We start from the raw sequence: 25,514 nt of genomic DNA, 5'->3' as shown, positions 1-25,514 counted from the left end.
TGGTGCTGCCCGATCCGCCGCCGATGGACATGGGCGGCCATGGCCTGTACGCCACGGTGGGCGAGTACATGAAGTTCATCCGCATGATCCTGAATGACGGCGCCGGGCCGAACGGCCGTGTGCTCAAGGCCGAGACCGTGCAGCAGATGTCGCAGGACGGCCTCGCCGCCCTCGGGCTGTCGGTTGGCGGGTGGACCACGTCGATCCCGTCGCTCAGCAACACCGGCGAGTTCTTCCCGGGCACCGCCAAGGGATGGGCCTACACCTTCATGACCAACCGCGAGCGCACGCCCTCGGGCCGCCCCGCCAACTCGCTGATGTGGGCCGGTCTGGCCAACTGCTTCTACTGGATCGACCGCAGCAGCGGGATCGGCGGCTACTGGGCGACCCAGATCCTGCCGTTCCAGGACACGGCGTCGTACCCAGGCTTTGTGGAGTTCGAGACGGCCGTCTATCATCACCGGTGAGCCGCTGACTTCCGCGGCGCACGCCGTGAGGAGTACACCGGCATGGAAGCGATCCGCAACGTCCTGGTCACCGACGTCACCGGTGCCCCCAGCACCCGCCACCGTCTGGTGGCGTCGACGGATTGGGACGAGGTGCAGCACTGGTGCAAGCAGGTCTACATGCCGTATGACGCGGCGCCGGTCGGGCTCGTGCGGCAGCCCGACTCGGTGCTCGACGCCATCCGCATCGGGCACTTCACGCTCAGCCGCTTCAGCTACGGCGTGCCAGTGCACCTGACCGGTTTTGCCGCGGAGGCCGGCACCGGCCTGGTCCTCACGACCCTGCGTGGCGCCATTCGGCACTGGTCGAGCGGGCGGGAGTATGCGGACACGGGGGTTGGCGAAGCCTTCCTCGTGGACAACTCGCGCACCCACTACTGGCTCGATGCCGATCCGCATCATCTGCAGGTCAACCTGACCTTCCAGCATGATGCGATGGCCGCGCTCCACGAACGCTGGTTCGGCGCGCCGGCTGATGAGCGGATGTGGGCCCGCAAGTTCCGCTTCGGCGGTGCGCAGTCCAGCTGGATCAGCCTGTTGTCCTACGTGTGCCGCTGCATCACCGAGATGCCGGACGCGGTGGAGCAGGGTCCGCTGGGGCGACACCTGGAGGAGATGATCGGGCTGCACCTGTTGACGTTGTGGCGACAGCAGCTGGAGAGCCCTCAGGAGCCGACTGTGCACCGACTGGTGCCTCGCCATGTGCTGCTGGCCGAACAGCACATGCGAGACCATGCTCAGCACGCGCCCACCTTGAGCGAACTGGCGCGGAGTGCCGGCGTCAGCGTGCGCACCCTCAATGCCGCGTTTCGGGAGTTCAGGGGCTGCACGCCGATGCAGTGCCTGCGCGACATCCGCCTGAACGGCGTGCGCGCAGAGCTGCTGGTGGCCTCTCCACAGACCAAGGTTCGAGACGTGGCCGAAGCCTGGGGCTACGCCAACCTCGGCATGTTTGCCGCCAGCTACCGCAACCGGTTCGGCGAATCGCCCTCGACGACGCTTTCTCGGCGCTGAACGCATTCGGGGCGATGTCTGTGAGACGGAGCAGTTCGGCGGTAGAAGGTCGACGAGCCGACGGCAGGTCCCCGGGCAGGTAACTGCCGAGTGGCCGTTGTTCGGCAACCAGCCGGCCGTCCGCTCGTGGCCGAGCGCGGTCTTGCGGCGTGAGTGACTGACCGGCCGCTCCCGCTGCACTGCCGGCGCTGGGCCAGAAATTCTGAGCGGCTCTTGAGGGTCGTCCTGCGTCGATCAGGGTGGCGCTGGGCCTCCTACTTCAACGACTCAGAGCGTGCTCGAATTGAGCCTTATTACGTACAAAACTGTTAGTCTTGATTCTTGTTGAAGAATCAACGACTAAATACCTACTAACAGTTAGGGTCATTCAGAAACAACGATGGCTGTGCCATTGCCCGCTCGAACGAGGCCAAGGACCTCGGCATCCGCATGGGCGCACCCTGGTTCCAGATCCGCCATCTGGAGCAGCAAGCGGGACTGGTGGCCTTGTCGGCCAACTTCACCCTGTATGGGGACATGAGCGACCGGATGATGAGCCTGGCCGCCGGCCTGGGTCCCACCCAGGAGATCTACAGCATCGACGAGAGCTTCATCGGTCTGCAAGGGGTGCCGGGTGACCTGGTGCTCAGGGCACACAAGATCCGAGCCCGGATCCTGCAGTGGATCGGCATCCCGACCTGTATTGGCATTGCACCGACCAAGACCTTGGCCAAGCTGGCCAACCACATCGCCAAGACCGCCGAGCGCAAGCCGGGCAGCTATCCGGCGGAACTGGCGCAGGTGTGCAACCTGGCCGCGTTGCCGGCACAGGATCTGGATGATGTACTCAAAGCCACCGATGTCGGCGAGGTGTGGGGCGTGGGCCGGCGAATCGGCAAGCAGCTCAAGGAGCACGGCATCCAGACGGTGCTGGACCTGGTGCGCATGGATCCGGCCACCATCCGCCGTGGCTGGAACGTGACGCTGGAGAAGACGGTTCGGGAGCTGCAGGGGCAGCCCTACGTGGATCTGGACGATGCCCCAGAACCCAAGCAGCAGATTGCCTGCACCCGCTCCTTCGGCAAGCCGGTGACCGAACTGGAGCCGCTGATCGAAGCGGTCAGCGAGTTCGCCAGCCGGGCGGGAGAGAAGCTGAGGAAGCAGAACAGCCTAGCCCGTGAACTGCTGGTGTTCATGCACACCTCACCGCATCGGCAAGGACCCCAGCTCTCGCGCAGTGTGGTGGTGCCACTGCGCAGACCCACGGATGACAGCCGGCTGCTCGCAGGCGCCGCAGCCGATGCCATGCGACGGATGTACCTGCCGGGCTACCGGTTCATCAAGGCCGGGGTCATCCTCGTGGATCTTCAGCCAACAAGCGTCCAGCAGCAGGAGCTGGACTTGGAGCCTGAGCATGAGGCTGAGACACCACGGAACCGGTCACGGCTGATGGTGGCCATGGATGTCATCAACCAGCGCTACGGAAAAGGAACCGTCCATGTGGGGTCCACCGGGCAGACAGCACCGGTGCGGGCATGGGGCATGAAGCAGGAGAGGCGGACACCGCAGTACACGACGCGGCTGGAGGATGTGCCGGCGGTCAGGGCTTAGGACCGTCAATGGCCTCAAATCCCCTTGTGACGAGGTAGGGTCGACACAGCTTCAGCGCAAAAAGAGATGCCCAACGGTCACTAAATCTGCGACCTGTATCCATCTGCCCAAAGGTCACAAACCAAAACGGGCCTCTTGTGACGGCACAGACCTCGTCACAAACCTCGACACAGAAACAAAAAACCCGCCTTGCGGCGGGTTTTAAGACAAGCTAAGTGCTTGATTTTATTGGTTGCGGAGGCAAGATTTGAACTTGCGACCTTTGGGTTATGAGCCCAACGAGCTACCAGGCTGCTCCACTCCGCGTCAAGACTGAAATTATATCACGCTTTTTCGCCGTCTTCCGCCGGCGTTTCCTCTGCCGCACGATCGACCAGCTCGACCAGGGCCATCGGGGCATTGTCGCCCACGCGGAAGCCCATCTTCAGGATGCGGGTGTAGCCACCCGGACGGGCCTTGAAGCGCGGGCCCAGTTCGTCGAACAGCTTGACCACGACGTCGCGGTCGCGCAGGCGGTCAAACGCCAGGCGGCGGTTGGCCACGGTGGGCTCCTTGGCCAGGGTGATCATGGGTTCCACCACGCGCCGCAGCTCCTTGGCCTTGGGCAGGGTGGTCTTGATGACCTCGTGCGTGAGCAGCGAGTTCATCATGTTGCGCAGCATCGCCTGGCGGTGCTCGCTGGTGCGGTTCAGTTTGCGCAGACCGTGTCCGTGACGCATTTTCAGTTTCCTTTCAGTGTTTTGCCCCCAGCCGTGTCAGGTACTGGGAGGGGTCGTCAGACGTATTGACGGAGGGTTGACAATCGGCGGATCAGTGCTTGTCCAGACCGGCGGGCGGCCAGTTTTCCAGCTTCATGCCCAGGGTCAGACCGCGCGAAGCCAGCACTTCCTTGATTTCGTTGAGCGACTTGCGACCCAGGTTCGGGGTCTTGAGCAGCTCGTTCTCGGTGCGCTGGATCAGGTCACCGATGTAGTAGATGTTCTCGGCCTTGAGGCAGTTGGCCGAGCGCACGGTGAGTTCGAGTTCGTCCACCGGGCGCAGCAGGATCGGATCGAACTTCTCTACCGGGCGGGACGCCTGGTTATCGAAGTCGAGTTCGGCACCTTCAAGCTGCGCGAACACCGCCAGTTGCTCGACCAGGATCTTGGCCGAGGCGCGCACGGCCTCTTCCGGGCCGATGGAGCCATTGGTCTCGATTTCCAGCACCAGCTTGTCCAGATCGGTACGCTGCTCGACGCGCGCGCTTTCGACGGTGTAGCTCACGCGCTTGATCGGCGAGAACGAGGCGTCCAGCACGATGCGGCCCAGCGAACGGGTGTCGTCGCTGCGACGCAGGTTGCCCGGCACATAGCCACGACCCTTTTCCACCTTGATCTGCATGTCCAGCTTGGCGCCCTGCGACAGGGTGGCAATGACGTGCTCGGGATTGCCGATTTCGACGTCATGCGGCGTCTGGATGTCGGCTGCGGTGACGACACCCTCACCGTCCTTGCGCAGGCTCAGCGTGACCTCATCGCGGTTGTGGAGCTTGAACACCACGCCCTTGAGGTTCAACAGCATGTTGACGACGTCTTCCTGCACACCGTCGATCGACGAGTACTCGTGCACAACGCCCGCAATGGTCACCTCGGTGGGGGCATGCCCGACCATCGAGGAGAGCAGCACACGGCGCAGCGCGTTGCCCAGGGTGTGACCATACCCGCGCTCGAACGGCTCCAGGGTCACCTTCGCACGGTTGGCCGAGATTTGCTCGACATTGATGGTTTTGGGCTTGAGCAGATTGTTCAACATTCAGACTTCCTTCAGTTCCCTCGGCTCGTTACACCGATAAGGCAGACGGAGCATGGCCCGGACGCGCGGCGGCCGCGCGTGCCGGGAACGGAATTAACGCGAATACAACTCGACAATCAGCGATTCGTTGATGTCGGCACCGAACTCGTCGCGATCAGGCGTCTTCTTGAAGACACCCTCGGCCTTGTCGGCCGACACTTCCACCCAGCCCGGGAAACCGATCTGCTTGGCCAGATCCAGTGCCTCGATCACGCGGGTCTGCTTCTTGGCCTTCTCGCGCACGGCGACCACATCGCCCGCCTTGACTGCATAGGAGGGAATGTTGACGGGGTTGCCGTTGACCGTGATGGCCTTGTGCGACACCATCTGGCGTGCTTCGGCGCGGGTCGAGGCGAAGCCCATGCGGAACACCACGTTGTCCAGACGCGACTCCAGCAGGAACAGCAGGTTGGCACCGGTGTTGCCACGGCGGCGGTCGGCCTCGGCAAAGTAACGGCGGAACTGCTTTTCCAGCACGCCGTACATGCGCTTGACCTTCTGCTTCTCACGCAGCTGCAGACCGTAATCGGACGTGCGCTGGCCAGACGTGCGGCCATGCTGGCCGGGCTTGGAGTCGAACTTGGCCTTGTCGCTGATAGAGCGGCGGGCGCTCTTGAGCAGCAGGTCGGTGCCTTCACGGCGGGAAAGTTTGGCCTTGGGGCCGAGATAACGTGCCACGTTGGGTTCCTTGTCGTTTCTGCCGCGACCCGGGTCCGGCCAGCAGGCGGGACACCATCGCGGGAGCCTTCCGATGTCTCGGGGGCAGTGGGCTTAGCAAAAATGCCACCGCAGCGTGACTGCGGTGGCGCTCGAAAAAGCTTTTGATTTTACCGCGGGGGAATCCTCCACGGCAAGTGTCGCTTCAGATCAGATGCGGCGGCGCTTTTGCGGACGGCAGCCGTTGTGTGGCACCGGGGTCACGTCGGAGATGGACGTGATGCGGATGCCCAGGGCGCCCAGGGCGCGCACGGACGACTCGCGACCCGGGCCAGGACCCTTGATCTCGACGTCCAGGTTCTTGATCCCTTGTTCCATGGCGGCGCGGCCAGCCATTTCGGATGCCACCTGGGCAGCGAAGGGGGTCGATTTGCGCGAACCCTTGAAGCCCTGGCCACCCGACGACGCCCAGGACAGAGCGTTGCCCTGGCGGTCGGTGATGGTGATGATGGTGTTGTTGAACGAGGCGTGCACGTGGGCAATGCCGTCCGCAATGTTCTTGCGGACCTTCTTGCGGACACGGGCGGCGGCGCTGGATTGTTGCTTAGCCATGGAAATCCTTCAAACCCTTTTATTTCTTCAGCGACTGGGCAGCCTTGCGCGGACCCTTGCGCGTGCGCGCATTGGTCTTGGTGCGCTGGCCACGCACCGGCAAGCCGCGGCGATGGCGGAAGCCGCGGTAGCAGCCGATGTCCATCAGGCGCTTGATGTTCATCGTCGTTTCGCGGCGCAGGTCACCTTCGATGGTGAACTGGCCAACCTGGTCGCGCACCTTTTCGAGCTCGGCGTCGGTCAGGTCCTTGATCTTCCGGCTGTACTCGATGCCGGCAGCTTCGCAGATCTTGCGAGCACGGGTACGCCCGATGCCGAAGATGGCGGTCAGGCCGATCTCAGCATGCTTGTGTGGCGGAATGTTGATACCTGCAATACGTGCCATGTGGGTCCTCTAAAGGCTCAGCCTTGACGCTGTTTGTGACGCGGGTCGGTGCAGATGATGCGCACCACGCCCTTGCGACGGATGATCTTACAGTTGCGGCACATTTTTTTGACCGAAGCCGAAACTCTCATAGTCTTCTCCTAAATACTTCCAGATACGTTCGACAGATGACCTGTCACTTGGTGCGGAACACAATCCGCGCCCGGGTGAGGTCATAAGGCGTGAGCTCCACTTTGACCTTGTCCCCCGGCAGGATCCGGATGTAGTGCATCCGCATCTTGCCGGAAATGTGCCCCAGGACCACGTGCCCGTTTTCGAGCTTGACCCTGAAGGTGGCGTTGGGGAGGTTTTCGATCACCTCGCCCTGCATTTCGATAACGTCGTCCTTGGCCATGATGGCACTCAGAGGGTGGTTTTGAAATTCGCCTTCTTCAACAGTGATTCGTACTGTTGGGACATCATGTAATTTTGCACCTGGGACATGAAGTCCATCGTCACCACCACAATGATCAGCAGCGAGGTGCCACCGAAATAGAAGGGAACGTTGTACTTCAGGATCAGGAACTCGGGCAACAGACAGACAGCGGTGATGTAGATGGCACCAGCCAGCGTCAGCCGCAGCAGGATCTTGTCGATGTAGCGTGCCGTCTGGTCTCCCGGCCGAATACCGGGGATGAACGCGCCGCTCTTCTTCAGGTTGTCGGCTGTCTCCCGGCTGTTGAACACCAGGGCCGTGTAGAAGAAGCAGAAGAAAATGATCGCTGCAGCATAGAGGCCGACATAGATCGGCTGGCCAGGCGACAGCGCCGAGGCGATGTCACGCAACCACCGGGTCGAGTCACCGGAGCTCACCCAGCTGACGATGGTGGTCGGCAACAGGATGATGGACGAGGCAAAGATCGGCGGAATCACGCCAGCCATGTTCAACTTCAGCGGCAGGTGGGACGACTGGCCACCATAGACCTTGTTGCCCACCTGGCGGCGTGCGTAATTCACCAGAATCTTGCGCTGACCGCGTTCCACGTACACCACGAACCAGGTCACCACCGCCACCAGGACGATGATGAACAGGGCCACCAGGATGTTCATGGCACCGGTGCGCACCAGCTCCAGCAGACCACCGACGGCGCTCGGCAGACCGGCCGCGATACCCGCGAAGATCAGCAGCGAGATGCCGTTGCCCAGACCACGCTCGGTGATCTGTTCACCCAGCCACATCAGAAACATGGTGCCTGCCACCAGGCTGACCACCGCAGTGATACGAAAGCCCAGGCCGGGACTGATGACCAGGCCCGCCTGACCTTCGAGAGCCAGGGCGATGCCCATGGCCTGGAAGATCGCCAGTGCCAGCGTACCGTAGCGCGTGTAGGAGGTGATCTTGCGGCGCCCGGCTTCCCCTTCCTTTTTCAACTGCTCGAACGTGGGCACCACGTAGGTCATCAACTGCATGATGATCGATGCCGAGATGTACGGCATGATGCCCAGCGCAAAGACGGTGAAGCGCGAGAGCGCACCGCCCGAGAACATGTTGAACAGACTGAGGATGCCGCCCTGCTGCCCCTTGAAGAGCTGCTCGAGCTGGGCCGGGTCGATTCCCGGCACCGGGATATGCGCCCCGATGCGGTAGACGACCATCGCCATCAGCAGGAAGATCAACCGGCGACGCAGGTCGCCGTACTTGCCCGCCTTGGCCAGAGTCGTGGAGCCGGTTGCCACAGAGTGCCTTTGCGTCGTTAAGCCGATCAGGCAGCCACGGAGCCACCAGCCGCCTCGATGGCAGCCTTGGCACCTGCCGTCGCGGCGATGTCCTTGAGGGTGACGGCGCGGGTGATCTCACCGGTCTTGACGACCTTCACGCGCTTGGCCAGCTGGCCGACCAGGCCTGCCTGCTTGAGCGCCAGCACGTCGACCTCGGCCACGTCCAGGGCGTTCAATTGCGCCAGGGTCACCTCGGCGTTGAAGCGCAGGGTCTGCGACTTGAAGCCGCGCTTGGGCAGACGACGCTGCAGCGGCATCTGGCCGCCTTCGAAGCCCACCTTGTGGTAGCCACCGGAGCGCGACTTCTGGCCCTTGTGACCGCGGCCGGCGGTCTTGCCCAGGCCGGAGCCGATGCCGCGGCCGACACGGCGCGCAGCGTGCTTGGCGCCGGCTGCGGGTTGAATGGTGTTGAGTTCCATGGCTTGTGTGTCCTTACCGGGTGCCGTGTTCACAGCACCTTGACGAGGTAGCTGACCTTGTTGATCATGCCGCGCACGGCCGGGGTGTCCTGCAGCTCGCTCACGCTGTTGAGCTTGCGCAGGCCCAGGCCGCGAATGGTGTCGCGGTGCGACTGCTTGCAGCCGATGGGGCTGCGAACCAGCTGGATCTTGACGGTGGTTGGGGTGGTCATGGTCGCTCCAATCAGCCCAGAATTTCCTCGACCGACTTGCCGCGCTTGGCAGCGATCTCGGCAGGCGTGGTCGAATTCTTCAGTGCGTCCATCGTGGCGCGCACCAGGTTGTAGGGGTTGCTCGAGCCGTGGCTCTTGGCCACGACGTCGGTCACGCCCAGCACTTCGAAGACGGCGCGCATCGGGCCGCCGGCAATGATGCCGGTACCCTTGGAGGCGGGCAACATCATGACGCGCGAGGCACCATGCTCACCGTGAACGGCGTGGTGCAGGGAACCGCTCTTGAGCGACACCTTGATCATGTTGCGGCGGGCCTGCTCCATGGCCTTTTGCACGGCCACGGGCACTTCGCGGGCCTTGCCCTTGCCCATGCCGACACGGCCGTCGCCATCGCCGACCACGGTCAGCGCGGCGAAACCGAGGATACGACCACCCTTGACCACCTTGGTCACGCGGTTGATCGCGATCATCTTTTCGCGCAGACCGTCGTCGTTCGCTTCGTTCTTCACGTTAGCCTGAAATTTAGCCATTTTGTGTATCCCGTCTGATCAGAACTGCAGACCGGCTTCACGAGCCGCATCGGCGAGGGCCTTGACACGGCCGTGGTAGGCAAAACCGGCGCGATCGAAGGCGACCTTCTCGATGCCGGCGGCCTTGGCCTTCTCGGCAATGCGCTTGCCGATCAGGGCAGCGGCGGCGGTGTTGCCGCCCTTGCCGGCGGCGCCAATCTGGCTGCGCACCTCGGCTTCGACGGTGGAGGCAGTGGCCAGCACCTTGGTGCCATCGCCGGAGATGACGCTGGCATAGATGTGCAGGTTGGTGCGGTTCACGGTCAGGCGAACAGCTCCCTGCTGCCCGATACGGATACGCGTCTGGCGGGCACGGCGCAGGCGTTGCTCTTTTTTCGTCAGCATGATCCTGATCCTTACTTCTTCTTGGTTTCCTTGATCACGACCTTCTCATCCGCATAGCGGATGCCCTTGCCCTTGTAGGGCTCCGGGGGGCGCACGCCGCGCACTTCGGAAGCGATCTGGCCCACGCGCTGACGATCAGCGCCCTTGATGACGACCTCGGTCGGCGTCGGGGTCTCGGCCTTGATGCCGGCGGGCATCTCGATTTCGACCGGATGCGAGAAGCCGACGTTCAGGTTCAGCTTGTTGCCTTGAGCCTGGGCCCTGAAGCCCACGCCCAGCAGGGTCAGCTTCTTCTCGAAACCCTTGCTCACGCCCGTGACCATGTTGTTCACCAGCTGGCGCATGGTGCCCGACATGGCGTTGGCCTCACGCGATTCGTCGGCCGGCGTGAACGTGAGCACGCCAGCGTTGTTCTCGATCTTGACCAGGGCATTTTCGGCCAGGCTCAATGCGCCCAGCGAACCCTTGACGTTGACCAGCCCGTCCTTGACGGCTACCTCGACCCCGGCGGGGACGGCAACCGGTTGCTTACCAATACGTGACATTTCAGTTTCTCCTCAATGCCCGCATCAGGCGACGTAGCACAGCACTTCGCCACCGACGCCGTCGGCACGGGCCTTGCGATCGGTCATCACGCCCTTGGGGGTGGTGACGATGGCCACGCCCAGACCGTTCATGACCTGGGGCAGGGCGTCACGGCCGCGGTAGACGCGCAGGCCCGGCTTGCTCACGCGCTCGATGCGCTCGATCACGGGGCGGCCGGCATAGTACTTCAGGGCAATCTCGAGTTCGCTCTTGCCGCCCTCGTTCTTCACCTTGAAGCCATCGATGTAGCCTTCGTCCTGCAGGACCTTGGCAATCGCAGCCTTGAGTTTGGATGCCGGCATCGACACGGTGGTCTTCTCGACCATCTGCGCGTTGCGGATGCGGGTCAACATGTCAGCGATAGGATCACTCATGCTCATTTGTGGTTCTCCTAGGGCTTACCAGCTGGCCTTGGTCACACCGGGGATCTCGCCGGCGAAGGCCATTTCACGGACCTTGGCACGGCCGAGGCCGAAGTGGTTGAACGTGCCACGCGGACGACCGGTGATCTCGCAGCGGTTGCGCTGGCGGGTCGGGTTTGCGTTGCGGGGCAGCTTCTGCAGCGCCAGACGGGCGGCGTCGCGCTCTTCATCAGAACGCTTGGCATCGTTGGCGGTAGCCTTGAGTTCGGCGTATTTCTTGGCGAACTTGGCGGCGAGCTTTTCGCGCTTGAGTTCACGTTGGAGTAGTGCTTGCTTAGCCACGCGCCACCTCAGTTCTTGAACGGGAAACGGAAACCCGCCAGGAGTGCCTTGCACTCGTCATCGGTCTTGGCGGTCGTCGTGATGGAGATGTTCAGGCCACGCAGGGCGTCGACCTTGTCGTACTCGATCTCGGGGAAGATGATCTGTTCCTTGACACCGATGTTGTAGTTGCCACGGCCATCGAATGCCTTGCCGGAAATACCACGGAAGTCACGCACCCGCGGCAGGGCCACGGTGACGAAACGGTCCAGGAATTCATACATGCGGGCGCCACGCAGCGTCACCATGCAGCCGATGGGCTGCTGTTCGCGGATCTTGAAACCGGCGATGGCCTTCTTGGCCTTGGTGACGACAGGCTTCTGACCGGCGATCTTGGTCAGGTCGGCGACGGCGTTGTCCATCACCTTCTTGTCGGCCACGGCTTCGCTCACACCCATGTTCAGGGTGATCTTGGTGATGCGCGGCACCTCCATGGGCGACTTGTAGCCGAACTTCTCGGTCAGCGCGGGAGCGATCTTGTCGCGGTAGATGTCTTGAAAGCGTGCCATGGTCATGCCACCTTGATTTCTTCGCCGCTGGACTTGTAGACGCGGACCTTCTTGCCATCGGCCAGCGCCTTGATACCCACGCGATCAGCCTTGCCGGTGGCCGCATTGAAGATGGCCACGTTGGACTGGTGGATGGGCATGGTCTTCTCGACGATGCCACCGGTCACACCCTTCATGGGATTGGGCTTGGCGTGCTTCTTGACGATGTTCACGCCTTCGACGACCACACGGTCTTCGGCTGCACGCAGCAGCACCTTGCCGCGCTTGCCTTTGTCGCGGCCGGCGATCACGATGACTTCATCGCCCTTACGAATCTTGTTCATGATGATTCCTCAGAGAACCTCGGGGGCCAGGGACACGATCTTCATGAACTTCTCGGTACGCAGTTCGCGCGTGACCGGGCCGAAGATGCGGGTGCCAATGGGCTCCAGCTTGGCGTTGAGCAACACAGCGGCGTTGCCATCGAACTTGATCAGGGCACCATCGGGGCGACGCAGGCCCTTGGCGGTGCGCACCACCACCGCGTTGTAGACCTCGCCCTTCTTGACGCGGCCACGCGGCGCTGCTTCCTTGATGCTGACCTTGATGATGTCGCCCACGCTGGCATAGCGGCGCTTGGAACCACCCAGCACCTTGATGCACATCACGGACTTCGCACCCGTGTTGTCAGCAACATCGAGTCGAGATTGCGTTTGAATCATTTGATTTAAGTCCCAACTTGAATCCACCCGGCCACCACGGCCGGGAGCGATCAGTCTTGGGCCCGTCGTCGCAACCCGGATGCACGCTCCGGCTTGACGCCGGCCCGTTGACATTCCTGGCCACTTCGGTGGGCAGATAACTTCACTTTTGACAGCGAAGCCTGCTATTGTTGCGCAAAGAAACCGCCAAGTCAAGCGCTTTGTTTCAACCGCCCGTCGGGATCTGGTGGCCGCGGTAGTGTTCGCACAGGTCCAGGAAGGCATCGAGCCCCACCTGCGACAGGCCTTCGTCGACCAGAATGTCGGCCACTGCGGGTGCCATGGCGGCGGCTTCCCCGGCATCAAGGAAGAGTGAGCGCCAACGTCGCGCCAGCACATCCTCCACCGTGCAGGCGTATTCGGCACGCACCGCATGGCGCACCATCGCTTCGGTCAGACCCATGCCCAGTTCGCGCCCGGCACCCGCAAGGGCGCGCACGGCTCCCGCCTCGGTGCCGTACAGGTGCAGGCCCGGCGCCTGATGAATCGGCACCGCTTCCTGTCCGGCCGGTGGCGCACCGACCAGGCGGTGCCGCGCCGTCGTGCCACCGGCCCGGCGCGGCAGCAGGCCGGCCTCGAAGCAGCGCTCGAGCACGTCTTCGGCCATGGCACGGTAGGTCGTCCATTTGCCGCCCGTGACCGTGACCAGCCCGCCCGGATCGACCACGATGGTGTGTTCCCGCGACAGCGACTGGGTGCCGCCCTCGGCCGGGGTCGGCGCCGCCACCAGCGGCCGCAGGCCGACCCAGACGCTGCGGATGTCGGCACGGGTGACCGGTCGGGCCAGCACCTGGCCCGCCTCGCGCAGGATGAAGGCCAGCTCGCCGGCGAAGGCCTGCGGCTCGCGCGGCAGATCGTCGCGCGGCGTGTCGGTCGTGCCCAGCACCAGCTTGCCCAGCCAGGGCACGGCGAACAGCACGCGCCCGTCGCGCGTGCGGGGCACCAGCAGCGCGCTGTGGCCGGCCAGGAACGCGCGGTCAACAACCACGTGCACCCCCTGGCTGGGGCTGACCATGCGGGCCGGCGCCTGGCCACCGCCCGCCGCCTGCGCCCGCACATCGTCCACCCAGACGCCGGCGGCATTGACCACGCAGCGCGCCCGCAGGGCCAGGACCTCACCGGAAAAGCGGTCCTGCACCGTCACGACATGCCCCTGGCCGGGCGAAGCCACATCGGGCCGGATGGCCTGTACCGGCAGGTGGTTGAGAACCCGGGCCCCCGCAGCCTCGGCCGTGCGTGCCAGCGCCAGGGCCAGGCGGGCATCGTCGAACTGGCCGTCCCAGTACTGGACGCCGCCGCGCAGACCATCGGCACGCACGCCGGGCAGTGCCGCCATGGCCTGCGCCTTGTTCAGCCAGCGTGTGCGGCCCAGCCCGGCCCGGCCCGCCAGCAGGTCGTACATCGCCAGGCCAGCCCCGTAGAACGGGCTCTGCCAGCACGCATACGAGGGCATGACGAAGGGCAGCGGCTGCGCCAGGTGGGGTGCCAGGTGCAGCACGGTCGCGCGCTCGGCCAGGGCCTCGCGCACCAGCGCGATATTGCCCTGGGCCAGATAACGCACACCGCCATGCAGCAGCTTGGTCGAGCGCGACGAGGTGCCGCTGGCGAAGTCGTTCGCCTCGAACAGGGCCACGGAAAAGCCGCGCAGCGCGGCATCGAGCGCCACGCCCAGCCCGGTGGCACCTCCGCCGACCACCACCAGGTCGAGGCAGTCGGATGACCGGAGCGAAGCAAGCAGGTCCTGACGGGTCATGGCGATGGGTGGAAACGTGCCGGCACGACACGGCGACAACGGCCGGTGTTGTTGGCTATTATCCCGCCAGGCCCTCCACGGAGACAGGGGACAGACCATGAGTTACCTGCTGGCCCTCGACCAGGGCACGTCCAGCTCGCGCAGCATCGTCTTTGATGCCACCGGCCGCATCGTGGCCATGGCCCAGCGCGAGCTCCGCCAGATCTACCCCCAGCCGGGCTGGGTCGAGCACGACCCGCTGGAGATCTGGAACAGCCAGTTGGCCACCGCACGCGAGGCCCTGCACCGGGCCGGCCTGGCGGCGGCCAGCATCCGCGCCATCGGCATCACCAACCAGCGCGAGACCACGGTGGTGTGGGAGCGCCGCACGGGCCGGCCGGTCCACAACGCCATCGTCTGGCAGGACCGGCGCACTGCCCAGGCCTGCGCGGCACTGCGCGAGCAGGGTCTGGCCGAGACCGTGTTGCACAAGACCGGCCTGCGCATCGACCCCTATTTTTCCGGCACCAAGATCGCCTGGATCCTGGACCATGTGCCGGGCGCACGCGCGCGCGCCGAAGCGGGCGAGCTGGCGTTCGGCACCATCGACAGCTGGCTGATCTGGCAGTTGACCGGGGGCGCGGTCCATGCCACCGACCACAGCAACGCCTCGCGCACCCTGCTGCTGGACCTGCAGACACGCCAGTGGGACAGCGGGCTGCTGGCGGCGCTGCGGGTACCGGCGGCGATGATGCCCGAGGTACTGCCCTCCAGCACCCTGTTCGGCGACACCCTGCCCGAGCTGCTGGGCACGAGCCTGCCCATCGCGGGCGTGGCGGGCGACCAGCAAAGCGCGCTGTTCGGCCAGGCCTGCTTCAAGGCCGGCATGGCCAAGAACACCTATGGCACGGGCTGCTTCCTGCTCAGCCACACGGGCGAGCGCTTCCAGACGAGCAGCAACGGGCTGATCACCACGGCGGTAGCGCAGGTGGGTGCCGCTGCGCGTGGCTCGCTCCCCCCCGGGGGGGCTGGCCCCGCCTTGGGGCGGCCCGGCGGCGGGGCCGGTGCCCCCACGCTCCCCGCCACGGGGCTGGCCTCCCCGCCGCAGTTCGCGCTGGAGGGCAGCGTTTTCATGGGAGGGGCGGTGGTGCAGTGGCTGCGCGACGGCCTGAAGGCGATCCGCTCCAGCAGCGAGGCGCAGGCCCTGGCCGAGAGCGTGCCGGACGCCGGGGGGGTGGTGCTGGTCCCCGCCTTCACCGGCCTGGGCGCGCCGTACTGGCAGCCCGAGGCGCGTGCCGCCATCGTCGGCCTGAGCCGGGGCAGCACCATGGCCCACATCGCCCGCGCCGCGCTGGAAAGCATCGCGTTCCAGAGCGCGGCCCTGCTGCAGGCGATGAACCGCGACGCCATGGCCGCCGGCGGCGTACCGGTGTCCGAATTGCGGGTGGATGGCGGTGCCAGCGTCAACGACCTGCTGATGCAGATCCAGGCCGACCTGCTGGGCATTCCGGTGGTGCGCCCGGCGGTGACCGAGACCACCGCGCTGGGTGCGGCCTACCTGGCCGGCCTGCAGTGCGGCCTCTATACCGGGCTGCAGGAACTGGCCGGCCAGTGGCGTGCCGACCGCACGTTCTACCCCACGCTTTCGCGCGATCGCGCGGCCGAACGCATGGCCGAGTGGGAGCATGCCGTGCGCCAGACGGTGGCCGCCTGAGCAAACGCCACAATAGCGACCTCATCTGACCCGCAACACCCGCGCTCCCTCTTTCATGGCACCTTCCCACACCCCCCACCCCCTCATCACCTTCATCGGCGGCGGCAACATGGCCAGCGCCATCATCGGCGGCCTGGTCCGCCAAGGCCACCCGGGCAGCGCGCTGCAAGTGGTTGAACCCTGGGACGAGCAACGGGCCAGGCTGCAGGCGCAGTTCGAGGGCATCCGGGTGCAGGCGGTGGCCGACGCCGCGCTCGCGCCCGGCGCACTGGTGGTGTGGGCCGTCAAGCCCCAGGTCTTCAGGGAGGCGGCCACCGCCGCCGCGCCGTTCCTCGGGCAGCCGCTGCACCTGAGCGTGGCCGCCGGCATCACCAGCGACAGCCTGGCCGACTGGCTGGGCAGCCAGCGCATCGTGCGCGCCATGCCCAACACCCCGGCGCTGGTCGGGCTGGGCATGACCGGGTTGATGGCCCGCGCCGGCGTCTCGGACGAAGACCGCGCCCTGGTCGAACAGGTGATCCGCACCACCGGCGACCTGGTCTGGGTCGGCGCCGAGACCGACCTCGATGCGGTGACGGCGATTTCGGGCTCGGGTCCGGCCTATGTGTTCTATTTCCTGGAGGCGATGCGCGACACGGGTATCGCCATGGGACTGACGCCCGACGTGGCGCACCGGCTGGCCGTCGGCACTTTCGTCGGTGCCTCGACACTGGCCCAGCGTTCGGCCGAACCGCCGCAGGTGCTGCGCGAGCGGGTCACCTCCAAGGGCGGCACCACCCACGCGGCCATCACCTCGATGGACGCCTCGGGCATGAAGGAGCACTTCGCCCGGGCACTGAGGGCCGCACAGGCGCGCGCGGCCGAGCTGGGACGCGAGTTCGGTGCCTGAGTGCGGGAGCGCCTGACCTCAGGCCAGGCCGGCCACCACGCCGACAAAGACGGTAAAGCCGAGCCAGTGGTTGAGGCGAAAGGCCTTGAAGCAGTCGTCGCGGGCACGCCCCCGGATCAGGCGCCAGTGCCAGGCGACCTGGACCAGCGCCACCGCCAGCGTGGCCAGCCAGATGCCGTGATGCACCCGGCTCCAGAGGGCCGCGGTCCAGATGGCCAGAAACACGAGATAGAAGCCCACGATGGCGGGCACGTCGGCATCACCCAGGGTGATCGCCGCGGTCTTCATGCCGATCTTCAGATCGTCGTCGCGATCGACCATTGCGTACTCGGTGTCGTAGGCCAGCACCCAGAACAGGTTGCCCAGCAGCAGCGCCCAGGCCATGGCAGGGACGCTGTCCAGCAGGCCCGCACCGGCCCCGGCACGGGTCGGCGCAGTGGCGAACAGCTCCCATGCAGGGCCGCCCTGCACGGCCGAGAACGCCATCGGTATGCCGAAACTGAAGGCCACCCCCAGCACCGCCTGCGGCATCGACACATGGCGCTTGGCGTAGGGATAGACCAGCGACAGGAGCAGACCAACGACCGACCAGGCGATGGTCGCCAGGTTGGTGGTCAGCACCAGCACAAAGGCCACCAGGGCCAGCACGCCGCCCACGGACAAGGCTTCCCGGACACCGATGCGACCGCTGGTGACCGGACGCGCCACGGTGCGTTTGACGTGGCGGTCGAACTCGCGGTCGGCCACGTCGTTGACGCAGCAGCCGGCGCTGCGCATGAGGATGGTGCCGGCGACGAACACCAGCAGCAGGTGCCAGCCGGGGAAGCCGTCCGCCGCGATCCACAGCGCCGACAGCGAAGGCCACAACAGCAACAGCCAGCCGGCCGGCCGGTTCCAGCGGATCAGATCCAGGTACAGATTCAGGCGCGAAGGCGCCGTCATGGCAGCAGCATTCATCTTCAGGACAAGCGTTTGACGCCCGGCAGTTCGCAGGCATAGATGGCGTTGCGCAGCTCGGCGATGGCCTCGTAGCGCGTGAAGCTGCGGCGCCAGGCCAGCACCACGCGACGCGTGGGCGGATCGCCCCGGAAGGGCACGTAGCGCACGAAGGACGAGTCCCCGTAGTCCTGCTCGGCCGCGGCGGCGCCGTCCAGTGCGGAGTTCGGTACCGACAGCCGTGGCACCAGCGTCACGCCCATGCCGGCGGCCACCATGTGCTTGATGGTCTCCAGCGACGAGCCCTCGAAGCTCTTGCGGATGCCCTCGGCGTCGTTGGAAAAGCGCGCGAACTCGGGGCAGACCTCCAGCACATGGTCGCGGAAGCAGTGCCCGGTGCCCAGCAGCAGCATGGTCTCGCGCTTGAGCTCATCGGCCGTGACCGATCCCGCCTGGGCCAGCGGATGGCTGGCCGGCACGGCGGCCAGGAAGGGCTCATCGTACAGGGGCGCGATCGCCAGGTTGGTGTCGGGGAACGGCTCGGCCAGGATGGCGCAGTCGATTTCGCCCAGGCGCAGTTGCTCCAGCAGCTTGGTGGTGAAGTTCTCCTGCAGCATCAGCGGCATCTGGGGCGTGCGCTCGATCACCTGGCGCACCAGATTGGGCAGCAGGTAGGGGCCGATGGTGTAGATGACCCCCACGCGCAACGGCCCCGCCAGCGGATCCTTGCCGCGCTTGGCGATCTCCTTGATCGCCGCCGCCTCTTCCAGCACGATCTGCGCCTGACGCACGATCTCCTCGCCCAGCGGCGTCACGGTGATCTCGCTGGCGTTGCGCTCGAAGATCTTGAGCTCCAGCTCCTCTTCCAGCTTCTTGATCGCCACGGACAGCGTGGGCTGGGACACGAAGCAGGCCTCGGCCGCCTTGCCGAAATGCCGCTCGCGCGCCACGGCGACGATGTACTTGAGTTCTGTGAGCGTCATGAGCCGGATTATTACCCCCTGCCTAGGCTTTGAGGTATTCGGCCTTGCCACCGAGCCAGCGGGCGACGTGCTGGTCGGCCCGCGCAGGGTGGTGGTCGAGCAGTGCGCGGGCGGCGTCCCGCGCCCACCCGAGCAAGTGGGCATCGGTCGCCAGGTCGGCGAAACGCAGCAGGGGGGCGCCCGACTGGCGGGCGCCCAGAAACTCACCCGGGCCGCGAATCTCCAGGTCGCGGCGGGCGATTTCGAAGCCGTCGCTGGTGTCGACCATGGCACGCAGACGCGCGCGCGCCGTCTCGCCCAGGCGCCCGCCCTCGGGTGGCGTGTACATGAGCACACAGGCCGAGGCCGCAGCGCCGCGCCCGACACGGCCACGCAACTGGTGCAGTTGCGACAGGCCGAAGCGCTCGGCGTGCTCGATGACCATCAGCGAGGCATTGGGCACGTCCACCCCCACCTCGATCACGGTGGTGGAAACCAGCACCCCCATCACGCCTTCGCTGAACAGGGTCATCACCGCCTTCTTCTCGGCCGCGGGCATGCGCGAATGCAGCAGCCCGACCATCGCCTCGGGCAAGGCGGTGCTTAACTCGGCATGCGTGGCGGTGGCATTGGACAGGTCCAGTGCCTCGCTCTCCTCGATCAGCGGACAGACCCAGTAGACCTGCCTGCCCTGCGCCACCTGCGCGCGGATGCGCTCGATCACCTCGGCGCGCCGGCTGTCGGCCACCACCTTGGTGACGATGGGCGTGCGCCCGGGCGGCAGCTCGTCGATGGTGGAGACATCCAGATCGGCGTAGTAGCTCATGGCGAGCGTGCGCGGGATGGGCGTGGCGGTCATCATCAGCAGGTGCGGCTCGCCGGCCTGTGCCGGCGCGTCATCGCCCGTCTTGCTGCGCAACGCCAACCGCTGCGCCACGCCGAAGCGGTGCTGCTCGTCGATGATGGCCAGCGCCAGGCGCTGGAACCGCACCTGGTCCTGGATCACGGCATGCGTGCCCACGACCAGCGCCGCCTCGCCACTGGCGATGAGCGCCAGCATCTCGGTGCGCTGTTTCTTCTTCTGGCTGCCCGTGAGCCAGGCCACGCGCTTGCCCAGCGGTGCGAGCAGGGGTTCGAGCCAGCCCACCAGCTTGGCGAAGTGCTGCTCGGCCAGGATCTCGGTCGGCGCCATCAGCGCACACTGCCAGCCCGCCCCGATGGCGACCGCGGCCGCCAGCGCCGCCACCACCGTCTTGCCCGAGCCGACGTCGCCCTGCAGCAGCCGGTGCATGGGCACGGGCCGCGCCAGGTCGTGCGCGATCTCCTCCACCACACGGCGCTGGGCGGCGGTCAGGGCAAAAGGCAGGGCCGCCAGCAGCTGCTCGTGCAAACCGCCCGCCGGCGCGCCCAGCCGCGGCGCGCGCAGCGCGTCGCGCTCGCGCCGCGACATCTGCTGCGACAGCTGCTGGGCCAGCAACTCCTCGGCCTTGAGCCGCTGCCAGGCCGGATGGCTGCGGTCCTCCAGCGCCGCCAGCGACACGTCCGGTCCGGGGTGGTGCAGGAAATGCAGCGCCTCGCGCAAGCTCATCACCGGCGCGTGCTGCCCCTGGAGGGCCTGGCGCAGCGATGGCAGCAGCTCGGGTGGCAGCGTCTCCGACAGGTCGGCTCGCCGCAGACCGCTCGCCACCGCTTTGCGCAGATAGGCCTGCGGCAGCTGGGCGCTGCTCGGGTACACCGGTGTCAGCGCGTCCGGCAGCTCGCCGCCCGCCGCGTGGAAGCTCGGGTGCATGATGCTGCGCCCGAGGAAGCCCCCGCGGATCTCGCCGCGCACCCGCACGCGGGCGCCCACGGCCAGCGCCTTCTGGTGCGAGGGATAGAAAGTGAAAAAGCGCAGCGTGCAGGTGTCGGTCCCGTCATCCAGCGTCACCAGCAACTGGCGGCGCGGGCGGTAGGTGATCTCCTGCTGGGTGACCACGCCTTCGAGCTGCACCACCTCGCCCTCGCGGGCCTGCGCCAGCGTCGTGATGCGCGTCTCGTCCTCGTAACGCAGTGGCAGGTGCAGCGCCAGGTCGATGTCGCGCAGCAGGCCCAGCTTGCGCAAGGCCTTCTGGGCGGCCGACAGGGGCTTGTGGGGCGGGGCGGGTGCGGCGTCGGCGGACATGGGACAATTCTGCCTGCAAACGCTGTATTTCCATCCACCCTGTCCCCTCTTGGAACGGGCCCCGTCCGGCCCTCAAGCACCATGTCCCTCGCCACCTCCCGCGCATTCACCGTCGCGGATTTCGACTTCGAGCTGCCCCCGGAACTCATCGCCCAGCACCCGGCCGCCGAACGCAGCGCTTCGCGCCTGCTCGACGGTACCGGCGCCGCGCCGGCCGATCGCGTGTTCCGCGACCTGCCCGACCTGCTGCAACCCGGTGACCTGCTGGTGTTCAACGATACCCAGGTGGTCAAGGCGCGTCTGTTCGGCGAGAAGGCCACAGGCGGCAAGCTGGAGTTGCTGATCGAGCGCGTGCTGCTGCCGCACGAGGCCAGCGACGGCGCCAGCGCGCACGAAGTGGTGGGCCACCTGCGCGTGAGCAAGAAACCCCTGCCCGGCGGCCGTCTGCACCTGGCCGGCGGCCTGCGCGGGGGCGGGTTCGACGCGGTGTTCCTCGGCCGCTGGCCCGACGAACAGGGCCAGTTGTTCCGCCTGCGCCTTGAAGGCCCCGCCGGCGAAGACCCTTACACCCTGATGGAGCGCCATGGCCACGTGCCGCTGCCGCCCTACATCACGCACGGCGATACCGAGGACGACGCGCGCCGCTACCAGACCGTGTTTGCGCGCGTGCCGGGCGCCGTGGCCGCGCCGACCGCGGCGCTGCATTTCGACGGCGGCGTGCTGGCCGCACTGGAGCGGCGCGGCGTGCAGCGCGCCAGCGTCACGCTGCACGTGGGCGCCGGCACGTTCGCCCCCATGAAGACGGAGCGCATCGCCGACCATGTGATGCACCACGAGCGCTATGCCATCCCGCCGGCCACGCTGCAGGCCATCGCCGCATGCCGCGCGCGCGGCGGCCGGGTCGTGGCCGTGGGCACGACGACGGTGCGCACCCTGGAGAGCTGGGCGCACCGTGGCGAGACGGCCGGCGATACCAACATCTTCATCACCCCGGGCTTCGACTTCCGCGTGGTGGACGTGCTGGTGACCAACTTCCACCTGCCCAAGAGCACGCTGATGATGCTGGTCAGCGCCTTCGCCGGCCATGAGCGCGTGATGGCCCTGTACCGCCACGCGGTGGCGCAGCGCTACCGCTTCTTCAGCTACGGCGATGCCATGCTGCTGACGCGCTCACCCACCGCCGCTCACACCGACAGGTCGAGGTAAACCCGCCCCGCCTGCACCTTCACCGGCCAGCTCCTGACGGGCTCGGTGCAGGGCGCGCCGGTGGGCGCACCGGTGCGGATGTCGAAGCGGCCCTGGTGGAACGGGCACTCGATCTCGAAGCCCTCCAGGAAGCCGTCGCACAGCTTGGCGGCGCCGTGCGTGCACAGGTTGTCGGTGGCGTACACCTGCCCATCCTGCAGGTACAGCGCGATGTCGTGACCGCCGGGGGTCACGGGAATCCCCGCGCCCTCGAACAGATCGGCCTCGGCGGCCACGTCGGTCCAGTTGCTCATGGCGGTTTTCTCGTTCAGATCGGGTAGATGATGGAGTTGGGCACCATCTCGCTGTCGTAGATGCACAGACGCTGTGCGAACTTCAGACCGTCGGGCGTGCGCACGACGATGTCCAGGTAACGGCCGACGTTGAACACGGTGCTCGGGCCGTCCAGCTTGGTGCGGAACACCGCGTAGTTGGCCTCGCAGTGCAGCCGGCCCTGCACGTCCACCTGGCGCACGATGGGCGCGCCCACCACGTGACGCTGGTAGTACGGGTCGTGGAACAGCGTTTCCTTGATGCCGTAGACGCGGTCGCGCAGCATGGCCCGGCTGTCGAAGGCCAGCGTGGCCAGCGGCAGGCCGCGCTCGTGGTTCTCGCGCGGCTGCAGCTTGTAAACGCCGTCGGCGGTAAAGAAGTCCGGCCACAGGTCCCAGTTGCCGCTGTCAACGGCCGAGGCGTAGTCGCTGTTCAGCGCGAGCAGTGCCTGAAAGGTCTCGTTGTCCAGCACGTTCATTGCCCTGCCTCCGGCTGTTCCATCACCTGGCGCCAGTATGCGTACATGCCGCGGATCAGGGTCTCGGTCACCATGTGGTCGGTATTGCCCACGTCGCGCCCGCCCAGCTCCGCCAGCGCGCGGTGCTGCGGCTTGCTGTCGAAGGCCTGCTGCGAGAACTCGATCACCTCTCCATCGTCGGCACTGACAAAGCCGGCCGGGCCGAACAGGTTGGCCTGGCGCAGGCGGCGCTGCGTCATCTCCTCGGTGTCGTCCTCGAAGCCGAAGTGCGTCCAGACAAAATCGAAGGCGCCATGGCCGTCGGGCTGGATGTGGCGCGTGCTCACGCTGTTGACCTGCTGCTGCAGGATCACGCTGGGGAACAGCGTCATCATCACCGCGGTCGGCATCTCCTCGCCCATGCGCCACCAGGGCTCGGGCACGATGTCGAGAAAGCGCGGGTCCTCCAGTTGCATGCGGTCCTTGAAGCTGGACACCTGCGTCACCTGCGCCGCCGGACCGCTGGCCTGGCCGGCGCTGCCACGGGTGGAGATCATCGCCGCGTGCCGGTGGCGCGCATCCATGACCAGCCGGCTCTTGTTGTCCGCACGCCAGAGGCCGAAGGTCACGAACCAGGTGTGCAGCAGGCCCGGGTGATAGGGGTCCTTGATGTTCTCCTGCATCAGCTTCCAGTTGCCCGGGATGCGCTGGCGGTTGTAGCCCAGGATGGTGAGCTTGCGGCCGTTGAACAGGCGATCGAAGCAGGCGAGGATGGCCGGCCCCATGTAGTCCTCCAGCGACTCGACCTCGTGGTCGAAGCTGGCGAACACCACGCCGCCGCGCGTGGCCACCTTGAGCCGGGTCAGCGCGTGGTCCCCGGGGTCGAAGTCGGCCGGCATGCCCCCGTTGACCTTGCCGTCCTGGCGCACGCCGCGCCGGAAGGGCACGCCCTGCAGCGTGCCGTCGAGCTGGTAGCTCCACTGGTGGTAGGGGCAGACGAACGCCTTCGCGTTGCCATGGCGCTGGCGACAGAAGCGCATGCCCCGGTGCGCGCAGACGTTCTCCACCACATGGATGGCGCCGTCGGCCGCGCGCGTCATGATGACCGAGCGCTCGCCCACCACGGTGCGCTTGAAGTCGCCCGGGTTCGGGATCTCGGCCTCCAGGCCGACGTAGCACCAGTGGCCCCGGTAGAAGAACCGTTCCAGTTCGCGCCGGTGGCGTTCCTCGTCGGTGTAGACGGCAAAGGGAATGCGGCTGGTGCCACCCAGCTCCCATGCCAGGGCATCCGGGCCGGCGCCGGCCGTCGGGGCCTCAGGGTTCATGTCTCGTCTCCGTTGTTGTGCATCGCGGGGCCCATCATGGCGTCCTGGTGCATATCGCACAACGGAATTCCCGTGATAATTCAAATTCATATCATGAATATCGATGCATGGACCTCGGCGACATCGACCTGAACCTGCTGGTGGTGTTCGACCGCCTGATGCGCGAGCGCAGCGTCTCGCGCAGCGCCGACAGCCTGGGCCTGAGCCAGCCCGCCATCAGCAACGCGCTGCGGCGTCTGCGCACGCTGCTGGGTGACGAGCTGTTCCTGCGCACCCCCGCCGGCATGGCGCCCACGCCCTATGCCCTGCAACTGGCCGAACCGGTGGCCCAGGCGCTGGATACCTTGCACGGCGCGCTCAACGTGCGCGCCTCGTTCGACCCGACCGGCAGCGAGCGGCGCTTCACCGCCGCGATGACCGATGTGGGCGAAACCTATTTTTTGCCCGTGCTGATGGAACTGCTGGCGCGTGAGGCGCCGGGCGTGACGCTGCGCTGCGTGACGGTGGCCGAACCCGACCTGCGCGAGGCCATGGCCACCGGCCGCGTGGACCTGGCCCTGGGCTCCCTGCCGCAACTGCAGGCGGGCTTTTTCCAGCAGGCACTGTTCCGCCAGCGCTACGTGCTGCTGATGCGGCAAGGGCATCCACTCGCCAGGGCGCGTCAGATCACTGCCGCGCTGTTCCGGCAGGCGCAGCACGTTCAGGTCGAGTCCATCGGCACCGCGCACCAGCGCGTGGAAGAATCCCTGGCCCGTCTGGGCATCCGGCGTGCGGTGTGCCTGACCGTACCCCACTACGTGGCGCTGGGCCATGTGCTGGCCGGCACCGACCTGGTCGCCACCGTGCCCGAGCGCTTCGCCGACCGCGTCACCGGCCCGCTGCAACTGGTCAGCCGCCCGCTGACGCTGCGGCTACCCACCAGCACCATCTGCCAGTACTGGCACGCCCATCTGCACCGCGACCCGGGGCACCAGTGGCTCCGGGAACTGATCGCCCGCCACTTCGGCCGCCCCGGCCAGCCCGAGCGGGGCCCATAGGACCGTCGGCGAAAGGCCACACCGCCCGGCGGATTGGCACATCCGTTCAGCTTTCGTAACAATTTGGGCGATCCGTGCGCGGGACCGGCGCCGGAATTCCCGCACAATCGGCGGCGTTCCTGCCACCCGCCAGACTGCCAACGTGATCGAAATCCTCACCCGCCTCGGCTTCGCCCTCCTGCTGTCCGTCGGCCTGGCCCTGCTGCTCGCCTGGGGGTGGGACCATTCGGACGGCGCACCGGCCCAGCCGCTGCCCGTGGCCGGCAGCACCATCAGCGCATAAGGGTCTTCGCCGACGGCGCCTGCGCG

The 25,514-nt window shown here is 66.4% G+C and carries 32 protein-coding genes, 1 tRNA gene and 1 pseudogene; 8 read left to right on the top strand and 26 right to left on the bottom strand.

Annotated elements, in window-relative coordinates; genetic code table 11:
* From PHQ87_RS01755 to PHQ87_RS01745, 3 genes and pseudogenes are all read left to right on the top strand, one after another.
* A pseudogene (locus tag PHQ87_RS01755) lies at window positions 1-467 on the top strand (serine hydrolase); the annotation flags it as partial.
* A 42-nt stretch (window positions 468-509) separates the two neighbouring features.
* Window positions 510-1,520: an AraC family transcriptional regulator gene (locus PHQ87_RS01750; protein ID WP_087864358.1), complete on the top strand. Its 1,011-nt coding sequence runs from the start codon at window positions 510-512 to the stop codon at window positions 1,518-1,520.
* Between the two features lie 390 nt (window positions 1,521-1,910).
* Window positions 1,911-3,110 (top strand): Y-family DNA polymerase, encoded by a 1,200-nt coding sequence (locus PHQ87_RS01745; RefSeq protein ID WP_366524425.1) that lies wholly within the window; start codon window positions 1,911-1,913, stop codon window positions 3,108-3,110.
* Between the two features lie 229 nt (window positions 3,111-3,339).
* On the opposite strand, the gene PHQ87_RS01740 is transcribed toward PHQ87_RS01745, so the two are convergent.
* The 20 genes from PHQ87_RS01740 to PHQ87_RS01645 all read right to left on the bottom strand — a co-directional run bounded on the left by PHQ87_RS01740 (window position 3,340) and on the right by PHQ87_RS01645 (window position 14,227).
* Window positions 3,340-3,416, bottom strand: a tRNA-Met gene (locus PHQ87_RS01740).
* Window positions 3,417-3,433: 17 nt separating this feature from the next.
* A complete protein-coding gene (rplQ, locus tag PHQ87_RS01735; RefSeq protein WP_300230570.1) occupies window positions 3,434-3,829 on the bottom strand; it encodes a 50S ribosomal protein L17 in 396 nt (131 codons plus the stop codon).
* Between the two features lie 91 nt (window positions 3,830-3,920).
* Window positions 3,921-4,901: a DNA-directed RNA polymerase subunit alpha gene (gene rpoA / locus PHQ87_RS01730; protein ID WP_300230568.1), complete on the bottom strand. Its 981-nt coding sequence runs from the start codon at window positions 4,899-4,901 to the stop codon at window positions 3,921-3,923.
* Window positions 4,902-4,994: 93 nt separating this feature from the next.
* Window positions 4,995-5,618, bottom strand: a complete 624-nt coding sequence (rpsD, locus tag PHQ87_RS01725) for a 30S ribosomal protein S4 (RefSeq protein ID WP_300230566.1) — start codon at window positions 5,616-5,618, stop codon at window positions 4,995-4,997.
* A gap of 189 nt (window positions 5,619-5,807) precedes the next feature.
* The gene (gene rpsK / locus PHQ87_RS01720) at window positions 5,808-6,209 is read right to left on the bottom strand and encodes a 30S ribosomal protein S11 (protein WP_300230564.1); all 402 of its coding nucleotides are present in this window, start codon (window positions 6,207-6,209) and stop codon (window positions 5,808-5,810) included.
* A gap of 19 nt (window positions 6,210-6,228) precedes the next feature.
* Entirely contained in the window at window positions 6,229-6,594 is a 366-nt protein-coding gene (rpsM, locus tag PHQ87_RS01715; RefSeq protein ID WP_300230562.1) for a 30S ribosomal protein S13, read from the bottom strand.
* A 17-nt stretch (window positions 6,595-6,611) separates the two neighbouring features.
* Complete coding sequence (gene rpmJ / locus PHQ87_RS01710; protein WP_300230560.1) at window positions 6,612-6,725, bottom strand: 50S ribosomal protein L36; 114 nt, start codon at window positions 6,723-6,725, stop codon at window positions 6,612-6,614.
* Between the two features lie 44 nt (window positions 6,726-6,769).
* Window positions 6,770-6,988, bottom strand: coding sequence for a translation initiation factor IF-1 (infA, locus tag PHQ87_RS01705; protein ID WP_300230558.1), 219 nt, complete (start codon window positions 6,986-6,988; stop codon window positions 6,770-6,772).
* A gap of 8 nt (window positions 6,989-6,996) precedes the next feature.
* On the bottom strand, window positions 6,997-8,310 hold the full coding sequence (gene secY, locus PHQ87_RS01700; protein ID WP_300230556.1) for a preprotein translocase subunit SecY: 1,314 nt from the start codon (window positions 8,308-8,310) through the stop codon (window positions 6,997-6,999).
* Between the two features lie 26 nt (window positions 8,311-8,336).
* Window positions 8,337-8,771, bottom strand: a complete 435-nt coding sequence (gene rplO, locus PHQ87_RS01695) for a 50S ribosomal protein L15 (protein WP_300230554.1) — start codon at window positions 8,769-8,771, stop codon at window positions 8,337-8,339.
* 29 nt (window positions 8,772-8,800) lie between these two features.
* Entirely contained in the window at window positions 8,801-8,983 is a 183-nt protein-coding gene (gene rpmD / locus PHQ87_RS01690) for a 50S ribosomal protein L30 (protein WP_300230552.1), read from the bottom strand.
* Window positions 8,984-8,994: 11 nt separating this feature from the next.
* Window positions 8,995-9,513, bottom strand: coding sequence for a 30S ribosomal protein S5 (gene rpsE, locus PHQ87_RS01685; protein WP_300230550.1), 519 nt, complete (start codon window positions 9,511-9,513; stop codon window positions 8,995-8,997).
* A gap of 18 nt (window positions 9,514-9,531) precedes the next feature.
* A complete protein-coding gene (gene rplR, locus PHQ87_RS01680) occupies window positions 9,532-9,897 on the bottom strand; it encodes a 50S ribosomal protein L18 (RefSeq protein ID WP_300230548.1) in 366 nt (121 codons plus the stop codon).
* A gap of 11 nt (window positions 9,898-9,908) precedes the next feature.
* Complete coding sequence (rplF, locus tag PHQ87_RS01675) at window positions 9,909-10,442, bottom strand: 50S ribosomal protein L6 (protein ID WP_300230546.1); 534 nt, start codon at window positions 10,440-10,442, stop codon at window positions 9,909-9,911.
* 24 nt (window positions 10,443-10,466) lie between these two features.
* The gene (rpsH, locus tag PHQ87_RS01670) at window positions 10,467-10,862 is read right to left on the bottom strand and encodes a 30S ribosomal protein S8 (protein ID WP_300230544.1); all 396 of its coding nucleotides are present in this window, start codon (window positions 10,860-10,862) and stop codon (window positions 10,467-10,469) included.
* Window positions 10,863-10,880: 18 nt separating this feature from the next.
* On the bottom strand, window positions 10,881-11,186 hold the full coding sequence (rpsN, locus tag PHQ87_RS01665) for a 30S ribosomal protein S14 (protein ID WP_300230542.1): 306 nt from the start codon (window positions 11,184-11,186) through the stop codon (window positions 10,881-10,883).
* A gap of 8 nt (window positions 11,187-11,194) precedes the next feature.
* Window positions 11,195-11,734, bottom strand: coding sequence for a 50S ribosomal protein L5 (gene rplE / locus PHQ87_RS01660; protein ID WP_300230540.1), 540 nt, complete (start codon window positions 11,732-11,734; stop codon window positions 11,195-11,197).
* A gap of 2 nt (window positions 11,735-11,736) precedes the next feature.
* Window positions 11,737-12,057, bottom strand: a complete 321-nt coding sequence (gene rplX / locus PHQ87_RS01655) for a 50S ribosomal protein L24 (RefSeq protein ID WP_300230538.1) — start codon at window positions 12,055-12,057, stop codon at window positions 11,737-11,739.
* Between the two features lie 9 nt (window positions 12,058-12,066).
* Window positions 12,067-12,435: a 50S ribosomal protein L14 gene (gene rplN / locus PHQ87_RS01650; protein ID WP_300230536.1), complete on the bottom strand. Its 369-nt coding sequence runs from the start codon at window positions 12,433-12,435 to the stop codon at window positions 12,067-12,069.
* A 205-nt stretch (window positions 12,436-12,640) separates the two neighbouring features.
* Entirely contained in the window at window positions 12,641-14,227 is a 1,587-nt protein-coding gene (locus PHQ87_RS01645; RefSeq protein ID WP_300230534.1) for a glycerol-3-phosphate dehydrogenase/oxidase, read from the bottom strand.
* Between the two features lie 97 nt (window positions 14,228-14,324).
* On the opposite strand from PHQ87_RS01645, the gene glpK reads away from it, so the two are divergent.
* Both glpK and proC read left to right on the top strand, forming a co-directional pair.
* Window positions 14,325-15,920: a glycerol kinase GlpK gene (gene glpK, locus PHQ87_RS01640; protein ID WP_300230532.1), complete on the top strand. Its 1,596-nt coding sequence runs from the start codon at window positions 14,325-14,327 to the stop codon at window positions 15,918-15,920.
* 55 nt (window positions 15,921-15,975) lie between these two features.
* A complete protein-coding gene (gene proC, locus PHQ87_RS01635) occupies window positions 15,976-16,809 on the top strand; it encodes a pyrroline-5-carboxylate reductase (RefSeq protein WP_300230530.1) in 834 nt (277 codons plus the stop codon).
* 18 nt (window positions 16,810-16,827) lie between these two features.
* On the opposite strand, the gene PHQ87_RS01630 is transcribed toward proC, so the two are convergent.
* Genes PHQ87_RS01630 through recG form a run of 3 tightly spaced genes read right to left on the bottom strand, consistent with a single transcriptional unit; the run spans window position 16,828 to window position 20,868 of the window.
* A complete protein-coding gene (locus PHQ87_RS01630) occupies window positions 16,828-17,751 on the bottom strand; it encodes a 4-hydroxybenzoate octaprenyltransferase (protein WP_300230528.1) in 924 nt (307 codons plus the stop codon).
* A 17-nt stretch (window positions 17,752-17,768) separates the two neighbouring features.
* Window positions 17,769-18,728 carry a hydrogen peroxide-inducible genes activator gene (locus PHQ87_RS01625; RefSeq protein WP_300230526.1) on the bottom strand — a complete coding sequence of 320 codons (960 nt, stop codon included), beginning with the start codon at window positions 18,726-18,728 and terminating at the stop codon, window positions 17,769-17,771.
* A gap of 22 nt (window positions 18,729-18,750) precedes the next feature.
* On the bottom strand, window positions 18,751-20,868 hold the full coding sequence (recG, locus tag PHQ87_RS01620) for an ATP-dependent DNA helicase RecG (RefSeq protein WP_300230524.1): 2,118 nt from the start codon (window positions 20,866-20,868) through the stop codon (window positions 18,751-18,753).
* A gap of 81 nt (window positions 20,869-20,949) precedes the next feature.
* Here recG and queA point away from each other — a divergent pair, with 81 nt between their 5' ends.
* Window positions 20,950-22,074, top strand: coding sequence for a tRNA preQ1(34) S-adenosylmethionine ribosyltransferase-isomerase QueA (queA, locus tag PHQ87_RS01615; RefSeq protein ID WP_300230523.1), 1,125 nt, complete (start codon window positions 20,950-20,952; stop codon window positions 22,072-22,074).
* Here the strand turns inward: queA and PHQ87_RS01610 are convergent.
* Genes PHQ87_RS01610 through PHQ87_RS01600 form a run of 3 tightly spaced genes read right to left on the bottom strand, consistent with a single transcriptional unit; the run spans window position 22,053 to window position 24,168 of the window.
* On the bottom strand, window positions 22,053-22,367 hold the full coding sequence (locus tag PHQ87_RS01610) for a non-heme iron oxygenase ferredoxin subunit (RefSeq protein ID WP_300230521.1): 315 nt from the start codon (window positions 22,365-22,367) through the stop codon (window positions 22,053-22,055). The genes queA and PHQ87_RS01610 overlap by 22 nt on opposite strands.
* A gap of 14 nt (window positions 22,368-22,381) precedes the next feature.
* On the bottom strand, window positions 22,382-22,864 hold the full coding sequence (locus PHQ87_RS01605; RefSeq protein WP_300230519.1) for an aromatic-ring-hydroxylating dioxygenase subunit beta: 483 nt from the start codon (window positions 22,862-22,864) through the stop codon (window positions 22,382-22,384).
* Window positions 22,861-24,168 (bottom strand): aromatic ring-hydroxylating dioxygenase subunit alpha, encoded by a 1,308-nt coding sequence (locus tag PHQ87_RS01600; RefSeq protein ID WP_300230517.1) that lies wholly within the window; start codon window positions 24,166-24,168, stop codon window positions 22,861-22,863. Before PHQ87_RS01600 ends, PHQ87_RS01605 begins: the two co-directional genes overlap by 4 nt.
* 107 nt (window positions 24,169-24,275) lie before the next feature.
* On the opposite strand from PHQ87_RS01600, the gene PHQ87_RS01595 reads away from it, so the two are divergent.
* Both PHQ87_RS01595 and PHQ87_RS01590 read left to right on the top strand, forming a co-directional pair.
* Complete coding sequence (locus PHQ87_RS01595) at window positions 24,276-25,205, top strand: LysR family transcriptional regulator (RefSeq protein WP_300230515.1); 930 nt, start codon at window positions 24,276-24,278, stop codon at window positions 25,203-25,205.
* Window positions 25,206-25,347: 142 nt separating this feature from the next.
* Complete coding sequence (locus tag PHQ87_RS01590) at window positions 25,348-25,488, top strand: hypothetical protein (RefSeq protein WP_300230513.1); 141 nt, start codon at window positions 25,348-25,350, stop codon at window positions 25,486-25,488.
* Window positions 25,489-25,514: the final 26 nt, after the last annotated feature.

The sequence above is a fragment of the Hydrogenophaga sp. genome (genome assembly GCF_028698005.1).
Classification (GTDB): domain Bacteria; phylum Pseudomonadota; class Gammaproteobacteria; order Burkholderiales; family Burkholderiaceae_C; genus Hydrogenophaga.
The sequence above is the reverse complement of the archived record's forward strand: the minus strand, read 5'-3'. Positions and strand labels throughout refer to the sequence as shown.